Raw genomic sequence first — 7,585 nt, 5'->3', positions numbered from 1 at the left:
GTAACGACAATAGGACAGGTACCAGAGGCACTATCAGAGCTAGTTACTATTAAATCAGTATCATTGGTACAGGCATCCGCAATAGAAAGTCCGAGGGCTTCAAGAGCGGCTACGGTGTTAACTGGTGCTGTGGCATCAGTAGCTAGACATCCTTCCACGGTAGACTCAGCAATAGTTCCCGATATGGTAGGCGGGGTATCATCATCTACATTTATAATTTGTGTGGCTTGTGACTGGTTACCACAATCGTCTTCTATAGTGTATGTTCTAGATATTACAATTGGGCATGTTCCAGATACATTATCTGAACTACTAACAATTAAATTAACGTTGTTAGTTGCGTCATCACTAATTATAAAGCCTAAAGCTTCTAAAGCTGCAACAGTTGTTTCTGCTATTGGAGCATCACTAGCAGAACAGCCTTCAATAGTTGTGATTACAGAGCCTGTTATTGAAGGAGGGGTATCACTTATAACTAATTGTTCTGATGCGGAACTAATATTGCAGGGTGAAATCCCGTCTGGGTCTGTAACAGTCAAGGTTACTGTGTAAGTTCCTCCTGTTGCGTACAAATGGCTTGGGTTTGCTTCTGTACTGGTATTACCACCATCGCCAAAATCCCACAAATATGTAGTGTTAGGTCCTCCGTTACTAGTATTACTGGTAAAATCTACCAGTAGATTACACGAACCACCAGCTCCAGGTGAGGTTGATAACGTGGATGCTGTAACACCATCTCTAAAAGTAATAGGGATATCAGAATAAACATCAACATAGGTGTTTAAGCAATCTTGACTTAAAGGTACTCTTACATTGATTCTTAAAATATAGTCCCCAGGTACACTAGCAGTAATCGTTGTAATAGCTGAGTCATCGGGCGAAAATGTTATAGTTCCAGGACCAGAAATTTGTTCCCAACTATAGGTTGGGATGCCATCAACAAAACCATTCAGTTCAATTTCAATATCTAAGGGTTCATTACAAACTTCATTTCCTGTACCACTAATTACATCAAAATCAGGATCTAATTGAATAGTTCCTCCTTGTTCAATAACTTCAGAAAAAGTAACACATACATTTCCGACTCCACTACAAGCAGAGTATTCAATAGCACCAATAATTAATCTTTTGGTGTTACTACAATTGTTTCCCGTAGAACCAATAGCGCCTGTTTGGTCATCTGTATCAGCAGTATCTTCAATGACTATGGCAGTATTCTCGGCTAAAATTAAGTCAACGTTATTTTGATCCCATAAAATATGAGCCCCATCTTGAATAATTATACGGTTAATAGTATTAGGTATTATGGTAGTAGAATATAAAATTATATCTATTCCATTAGGGATAGTTATAGTACCTGTACAACCAGTATTTCCAATCCAAGTAACGAGTTCTTGTCCTGTTATTTCTCCATCATTATTTAAATCTGTTGATGAGTTTACAGTACAATCAGCATGTGCTTGAGAAATACTCAAAAAAAGAAAAACAATTACAAACAAAACTTGTTTTATTTGTATAGTTGCTTTCGGAGTTAGATTTAGGGTAATTGTTTTCATAAGCCTAAAGGTTAGAAACTTTATAATATAGTTGACACTAAGAACTAATATTAGTCACTTAGTAGCCTCTAATGTTATTAACAATAAGTAATAGTTTGTAAGGGAAAAACTGAAAACTTTATTCCGTTGGGAGCCAACGGACCATTGAAAGATGTCATTAGATTTGGGGTCATAATTTTAAACTTTTTAAATTGTAGGTATAACAAATGAACTCATAAGGTTATTTTTCTTCAAAAAAAAATGTTAAATAGCTTATAAACTCGATTAAGAGTCAGGTTATTAGAGTTCTCTCTTTTAAAAAGCGTTAAAATATTATCCTGTTCTGCTTTGCACAAATGTTAATTTTTGGTTATTCATTGACTATAGTATTGGTTTTCTAACTAAATTTATTCAACAAATAACTTCATTTTTATCGAATAAAACAACTTTTTGTCGATAAAAAATGCGTTTAATCGATATTTATGAAAACATTAATTTTAGTAAGACACGCTAAATCATCATGGGAATTTGATGTGATTGACCATGAAAGACCTTTAAATAATCGAGGTTTTAATGATGCTGATCTGGTTTCAAAGGTTTTAAAAATGAGTAAATTAAAGGTAGATAAGCTTATATCAAGTGATGCTGTAAGGGCTAAAACAACAGCAGAGTTTTTTATTGAGAATCTCCCTGTTAATAAAAACATTGTAAGCTATGATTATGATTTATATGATTTTTCAGGAGAGAGTTTAGTAAAAGTTATTCAGGAAACAGATGATTCTGTTGATGAACTTATGGTATTTGGTCATAATCACGCTATAACGCATTTTGCAAATACTTATGGTAGTATTTATATAGAAAATGTGCCTACATGTGGTGTGGTTATTTTTCAGTTTGATATTGAAACTTGGAACACATTAAAACTGGGTAAAACAATAAAAACCTTATTTCCTAAAGATTTAAAATAAAAAAGCTATGATTATTTGAACGCAATAGGTATACAAATACAGAATCTATTTAAGATAATTAAACCAGAGTTGTGTGGTTTATGATAAGCCCTTTGATTTTAGATTGTATTTTAAATTGATAATAATTTCATATTGTTTAAGCCTAAATATTTATCTCAAATAGAATATATTTGTTTAGTTATTAACGTTAATAGTCATTAAATGACCAAACCTGATATTGCAACAAATAATAGTTATATAAATAGAGAAATAAGCTGGCTTCAATTTAATGCTCGAGTTTTACAAGAGGCACAGGATGAGAGTGTTCCATTAATCGAAAGATTACGTTTTTTAGGCATATTTTCAAATAATCTTGATGAGTTTTTTAAGGTGCGTTATGCCACTGTAAAGCGTATAGTAGAGGCTGGCCGAGCCGGGAAAAATCAGCTAGGAGGTATTGGAGCAAAAGAATTATTAGAGATTATAACACAAATAGTTATTGATCAACAGAGCGAAAGCTCTGAGATTTTAAATGACATAAAGGACGAGTTGTGTCAGGAAAACATCAATATTATTGATGAAACACAGATTAATCACCAACAACATGATTTCATAAAAGAATATTTTTTTAAAAAGGTAAGTCCTGCGTTAGTGACCATTATTTTAAATGATGATGTTGTATTACCAAACTTAAAAGATAGTGCAGCATATTTGGCGGTTAAAATGCTGATGCCTCATAACAAAAAACAGTTTGCATTAATTGAAATTCCTAAGTCCATAAATCGATTTGTTGTATTACCCAAGCAAAACTCAAAGGATTACATTATAATCATAGACGATTTATTACGATATTGTTTAGGTGATATCTTTAATATTTTTGATTACACAGCCATTTCAGCACATATGATCAAAATTACGCGTGATGGCGAGTTAGATTTTGAAAGTGATTTAAGTAAAAGTTTTATTGAGAAAATATCCGACAGTGTAAAACATAGGGAAGTAGGAGAACCCGTTCGGTTTGTATATGACAAAACTATTCATGATGATACCCTACAGTATTTAATGTCTAAAATGGGAATTGATGATACAGATAGTGTCATTCCTGGCGGACGATACCATAATAGACGAGATTATATGGGGTTTCCTAGTTTAGGAAGAACCGATTTAATGTATAAGAAAATTGAAGCCTTACCCGTAAAAGGATTAAGTTTACAGGATAGTATCTTTAAAGCTATAGCAAAGAAAGATTATTTACTTTATGCACCTTACCAAACATTTTCATATGTAGTTAAGTTTTTGCGTGAAGCAGCCTTAGATCCTAAAGTAAGAACCATAAAAATCACCATCTACCGCTTAGCCGAAATATCTCATATAGCCAGCTCTTTAATAAACGCAGCCATAAATGGAAAGTCTGTTACGGTTTCTATAGAACTCAGAGCTCGGTTTGATGAACAGGCTAATATTGATTATGCACAGCAAATGGAGGAAGAAGGCGTTAATTTAATATTTGGAGTTGCTGGCCTTAAAGTACATAGTAAAATGTGTGTTATTGAAAGAGAACAGGGTAAAAAACTAAAACGCTATGGTTTTATAAGTACAGGGAACTTTAACGAATCAACAGCCAAGATATATACAGATCATACGCTTTTTACATCCAATCAAAAGATTTTAAAAGATGTCAGTAAGATATTTGAATTCTTTGAGGCTAATTATAAGATACATACATATAAACATTTAATTGTTTCCCCGCATTATACAGAAAAGACCATCTTTAAACTTATAGATAACGAAATTGAACAAGTTAAAAACGGTAAGGAAGGTATTATCAGATTAAAAATGAATAGTATCTCTTGCTATCCTATGATTGATAAATTATATGAAGCGAGTAGGGCAGGTGTAAAAATACAAATGATAGTTCGCGGACTCTGTTGTTTAATTCCTGGTGTAAAAGGTATGAGTGAAAACATTGAGGTAATCAGTGTGGTAGATAAATTTTTAGAACACTCCAGAATTTATATTTTTGGAAATAATGGTAACTCTAAATTGTATATTTCAAGTGCTGATTGGATGACGCGAAATATTTATAATAGGGTAGAAGTGAGTTGCCCTATTTATGATGAAGACATTAAAAAGGAAATCATTGATACCTTCAATATTTCTTGGAATGACAATGTAAAGGCAAGAATTTTAGACGACACACAAGAAAATAGATATAGAAAGAATGATAACGAAAAAGTAAGATCACAATACGCCATTTATGATTATTATTTACAAAATTTAAACAATTAATATGCTCTCAATAAAGAAATACGCTGCTATAGATATTGGATCAAATGCTGTTAGATTACTCATCTCTAACATTATTGAGCAAAAGGGTAAACCTGTTCAATTTAAAAAAAACTCATTAGTTAGGGTTCCAATTCGTTTAGGGGCAGATGTATTTCTTAAAAATAGAATATCAAAAGAGAATACACAGCGTATGCTTGATACTATGTTAGCGTTTAAGCTGTTAATGAAATCTCACAGAGTAGTTAAATATAAAGCTTGTGCCACATCTGCAATGAGGGAATCTGCAAACGGACAAATGATTGTTGATATGGTTTCAGAAACAGCGGGAATCAATATTGATATTATTGGAGGAGAGGAAGAAGCTGCCATTATTGCTGCTACAGATTTAAATAAATTTGTAGACCCTAATAAAACGTATTTGTATGTTGATGTAGGTGGGGGAAGTACAGAGTTTACAGTTATTGATCAAGGCAAACAAGTAGTCTCAAGGTCGTTTAAAATAGGTACTGTAAGATTACTGAATGACATGGTGAAAAATGAAGATTGGCAGGATTTAAGGCATTGGATTGCTCATAATGCTCAGGGGTATGATAATATTTCTGTTATGGGCTCTGGAGGGAATATCAATAAAATATTCAAAATTTCTGGAAAAGCTTTGGGTAAGCCTCTTTCATACTTTTATATGACATCATACTATAACACCTTACAAAGCTATTCTTATGAAGAGCGTATTACAGAATTAGATTTAAACCAAGACAGAGCCGATGTTATCATTCCTGCTATGCGAATTTATTTGTCTGCCATGAAATGGAGTGGAGCAAAAAATATCTACGTTCCAAAAATCGGATTAGCCGATGGTATTATAAAAAGTATATACTATGATACGGTTTCAAGCAATACACAGTAAATTATTGCATTTTACCTTTTAAAATTGTTTGCTTTTGCGTTTATAGCATATATTGGTCTCATTATTAGTTACATCCCAAATCTATTAATAATGAATTAAGTCGAATTTTTGTAACCGTTTTCTGACCTAATTACATCTGATAGATTTCTTAAATGATTAACAGATGAAAAAATTATTTCTCATTACAGTCGGCTTGTGTTTTTCATACTTTGGTTTTGCACAAGATTTAAAACTACAAAACGCAAATGACTCTATTATTCCGAAACCTAAAGGTAGTTCATTTCAAGGAGTTAACTACGGCGTAAGGGGAGGTTACAATATTTCTAATTTAGATTTTGAGGAGGTTCCTAACTTTGAAAATAAACACCGTAATAGTATTTATATTGGTTTTTTTGCTAATATAGGATTTTCTAGAGCCATATCTTTAGTTCCTGAATTGCAGTTTTCGGCAGAAGGTGCTAAATCAGAACCCTTACATTTAGACTATATTCAAGCTCCTGTTTTACTCAGATTAAGATTAAGTGAAAAATTTCACTTGTCTTTGGGGCCGCAAGTAGGGCTTAAGGTGCATAAAGAAGATGACAAAGTAAACAACTTTGCTTACTCTGGTGTTGGCGGTCTTGAATATAAAATCAACTACGCTCTTTTTGTTGATGCCAGATATACTTATGGTTTTAGAAATGTATTTAATGAAAATGTAGGACTTTCAGCAAAAAACAGAAATGTTCAAATAGGTATAGGGTATAGGTTTTAACCATGCACCTTTTCTGAAGTTCCTAAGTTACTCATAATTTTAGCTTCATATTCAAGAAGTTGCTGCCATTTGGTGTCAACTTCTTTTTTGTTTCCGTACTGTCTTGCAAATCCTAAAAACATAGTGTAGTGGTTTGCTTCACTTACCATAAGATTTCTATAAAAAGTAGCCAATTCTTTATCGGCTAACTCTTCAGATAAAAGCCTAAAACGTTCACAACTTCTGGCTTCAATAAGTGCCGCATATAATAATCTATGCACCAATTGGTCGGTTCTACTACCGCCTTTAGGAAAGAATTTTAATAATTCAATAACATAGTCATCCTTTCTATCTCTGCCTAAAGTCCATCCGCGTTCTAAAATTTTATCATGTACCATTTTAAAATGGCTAATCTCTTCTTTAACCAGCGCTACCATTTCTTGCACTAATTCTGTATATTCAGGGAAACTTACAATAAGCGAAATGGCCGTACTGGTTGCTTTTTGTTCACAGAAAGCGTGATCTGTGAGTATTTCTTCAATGTTTTTTTCAACGATATTAACCCAGCGCGGGTCGGTTGGTAATTTTAATCCTAGCATGATTTAAATGGTGTTGGGTAAAGTATTCACTTGCTGAATATTAACTATGCCGTATTTATTTATAGAGATCCTAAAATCTTTAAATACAGAGGTGTTAACAATGTTAAAGGCTGTATTTAGGTATACAAACTCTTCGTTGGAGGCTTCAAAATCAATCCAAACAAATTGCATGACAGCACGATTCCAAAAGGCAGCTGTTTCAAAATCCTTAAAAGAGGCTTTATTAAGCGTTACGCTATGTTTTTTATGTTCTCCGTTTTGAATATTTATAGTAGCTTCAAAGTTTTTAAAATAGGTTTCATCTTCTGTGTTATTAATTTTGGAGCCAACAAAAACACTATCTTTTTGTGAATAGTAATGAATCTTTATTTTAAAACCATTATTCAGTACTGTGTCTGTGACTATTTGAACTGGATTTTCAGGGATGATATGAATTTCTTTTGAAAATGCTTCTTTTAGATTCAGTTCGGTTAATACTTCAGCTTTGGACTTAAATTTTCTATACCTACCATCACAGCTTAAAGCCAAAATAGCAATAATTATAGTGAAGTATAGTTTAGTAACCATATGTTTTA

7 protein-coding genes are annotated in these 7,585 nt (G+C 32.7%); 4 read left to right on the top strand and 3 right to left on the bottom strand.

Annotated features, from left to right (window positions below):
* On the bottom strand, positions 1–1,556 hold a 1,556-nt coding region (locus FGF67_RS15700), incomplete at its 3' end, for a PKD domain-containing protein (RefSeq protein WP_139698711.1).
* Positions 1,557–2,017: 461 nt separating this feature from the next.
* On the opposite strand from FGF67_RS15700, the gene FGF67_RS15695 reads away from it, so the two are divergent.
* The 4 genes from FGF67_RS15695 to FGF67_RS15680 all read left to right on the top strand — a co-directional run bounded on the left by FGF67_RS15695 (position 2,018) and on the right by FGF67_RS15680 (position 6,432).
* Positions 2,018–2,503, top strand: a complete 486-nt coding sequence (locus FGF67_RS15695; protein WP_139698710.1) for a SixA phosphatase family protein — start codon at positions 2,018–2,020, stop codon at positions 2,501–2,503.
* A 201-nt stretch (positions 2,504–2,704) separates the two neighbouring features.
* Positions 2,705–4,771: a polyphosphate kinase 1 gene (ppk1, locus tag FGF67_RS15690; protein WP_139698709.1), complete on the top strand. Its 2,067-nt coding sequence runs from the start codon at positions 2,705–2,707 to the stop codon at positions 4,769–4,771.
* A 1-nt stretch (position 4,772) separates the two neighbouring features.
* Complete coding sequence (locus tag FGF67_RS15685; protein ID WP_139698708.1) at positions 4,773–5,678, top strand: Ppx/GppA phosphatase family protein; 906 nt, start codon at positions 4,773–4,775, stop codon at positions 5,676–5,678.
* Positions 5,679–5,841: 163 nt separating this feature from the next.
* The gene (locus tag FGF67_RS15680) at positions 5,842–6,432 is read left to right on the top strand and encodes a porin family protein (RefSeq protein ID WP_139698707.1); all 591 of its coding nucleotides are present in this window, start codon (positions 5,842–5,844) and stop codon (positions 6,430–6,432) included.
* On the opposite strand, the gene miaE is transcribed toward FGF67_RS15680, so the two are convergent.
* Both miaE and FGF67_RS15670 read right to left on the bottom strand, forming a co-directional pair.
* Complete coding sequence (miaE, locus tag FGF67_RS15675; RefSeq protein WP_139698706.1) at positions 6,429–7,010, bottom strand: tRNA-(ms[2]io[6]A)-hydroxylase; 582 nt, start codon at positions 7,008–7,010, stop codon at positions 6,429–6,431. The genes FGF67_RS15680 and miaE overlap by 4 nt on opposite strands.
* Before the next feature lie 3 nt (positions 7,011–7,013).
* Positions 7,014–7,577: a hypothetical protein gene (locus FGF67_RS15670; protein WP_139698705.1), complete on the bottom strand. Its 564-nt coding sequence runs from the start codon at positions 7,575–7,577 to the stop codon at positions 7,014–7,016.
* Between the last annotated feature and the right edge of the window lie 8 nt (positions 7,578–7,585).

It is taken from the genome of Allotamlana fucoidanivorans (genome assembly GCF_006265225.1).
Classification (GTDB): domain Bacteria; phylum Bacteroidota; class Bacteroidia; order Flavobacteriales; family Flavobacteriaceae; genus Allotamlana; species Allotamlana fucoidanivorans.
The sequence above is the reverse complement of the archived record's forward strand: the minus strand, read 5'-3'. Positions and strand labels throughout refer to the sequence as shown.